Annotated in this window: 2 protein-coding genes; both read right to left on the bottom strand. The window is 24.2% G+C overall.

Annotated elements, in window-relative coordinates; genetic code table 4:
• Positions 1-1,458 (bottom strand): hypothetical protein (locus tag D9R21_RS06295; RefSeq protein WP_148108869.1); only part of this gene is annotated, 1,458 nt, incomplete at its 3' end.
• The coding region (locus tag D9R21_RS06300) for a hypothetical protein (protein WP_206609247.1) at positions 1,458-1,683 on the bottom strand (226 nt) is incomplete at its 5' end. The genes D9R21_RS06300 and D9R21_RS06295, both read right to left, overlap by 1 nt.

A 1,683-nucleotide genomic window follows, 5' to 3' on the forward strand; every position in this document is an offset into this window, starting at 1 on the left:
ATTTGTATCATTCAAAAATTTAATAATTCTTCAATTATTACTTGTATCACTACGCCAAACTACAAAATAATATTTATTATTAATTTCATTTAATGGTTTGTTCTTTTCATAAATTTCTTTTCAATAATTTATTGGTATTGGTGGAATGGAACCACCACTAAAATTAAAATATAATGAATTTAATTTAACTTTACAATGTTCAAATTCTCAATACCCAGTTTCTTGTTCTCGTGGATTAGAAATTAATTCAAAGTAATATGGAGAAAATAACTTAATATCATCATTACAACCTTTATTAATTGCGTATTTACTATATGTATAATTTGATAACATATAGATAATTTGTTTAAATTTTTTGACAGTCTTATCATTAATAAGGGGTGGATTATCTAATTTTCAGTTTTCAAATAAACCATCAATTACATCTTCGGGTTTTTGACCTTCGAATTTTTGGCGTAATTCTGCTGCTTTATTTGTAGGATTGCCTTTTTCGTCGTATTTTGCTCCTTGAAATTTTCTATCATAATTATAACGATATGTTAAATAATTTAGTAAAACTTTATTTAAACCATTTTCATTTATTAAACCTAAAATATTAACACCTTGAATGTAATTTTTAGCAATACTTCATGGTAAAAAACTTTCGGTAAATCAATATTGAAATACTCTTAAATTAGGGTTTGTTTCAATGGGCATTGATAGTAAAGGTACTAAAATAGCGTTTTCAATATTTGATGATGGATAAGAATAAACATCATTGACATTGCCTCAACATTTAATATTTCCAAATAACATCGATTTAGGATATTTAATTTCAATTCCAGTAAATACCGTATCTTCTGGTAATGATTTTTGTAATACTAAATGAATGCTATTTTGATTTTTTCATTTAAAGTCAGTTATTTTAACTAAATGCGTAGATTTAATAATGTTAATTCCATCAGGTGAATAAGGGCGTTTGTATTCTTCAATGATATAACATTCATTTTTATTTTCTTCACTAATTGGTTCATTAATAGATACTATTTTTAAGTATAATGTTTCTAAAAATTCTTTGTCTTGTTTTGAAATGTCATTAATTAAAATATCTTTTTCATCAATCATTACATAACTAGTGCTATTATCTTGTACTGTGGTGTTTTGTTGAATTTGTAATTTAAAATTAAAGTCACTAATTTCATAACCAGTTATTTTAATATATTCATCTTTATCAATAAAACCGATTTTAACGCTATTTTGAGAGTAGTTTAAGATTGGTTTTTCCTTTGTCTTAACAAGATTATTAATTTTATAAATATATAAGGTTCTTGCACGGTCTTCTGTAAATAATTGTTCTAAGTCAGGGTCGCTATGTTGTGATTGATTAGCAAAATCTAAAGGAATACTATCAATTGAATAATCAATTGGTTCATCATTTTCTGCTAATTGTGCTAACATTTTTTCTGATGGTTTTAACATTATTCTTGTTCTCCTTCTTCATTAGGTATATTAATAATAGTTTCATTGTTTTTTAATTGTCTGTTTAAAGTAGCATTTACTGGTAAGCGAACATCAACAATTAACTCATCAATATTTTTAATATTGAATGTTCTACTGTTTAAAATAGCATTATCATATTTAATTAACTTAATAATAAATTCCGTTAATTTAATTTCTCTAATATATATCATTTGTTCGTATGAT

This window comes from Spiroplasma endosymbiont of Megaselia nigra (assembly GCF_003987485.1).
Classification (GTDB): domain Bacteria; phylum Bacillota_I; class Bacilli_A; order Mycoplasmatales; family Mycoplasmataceae; genus Spiroplasma.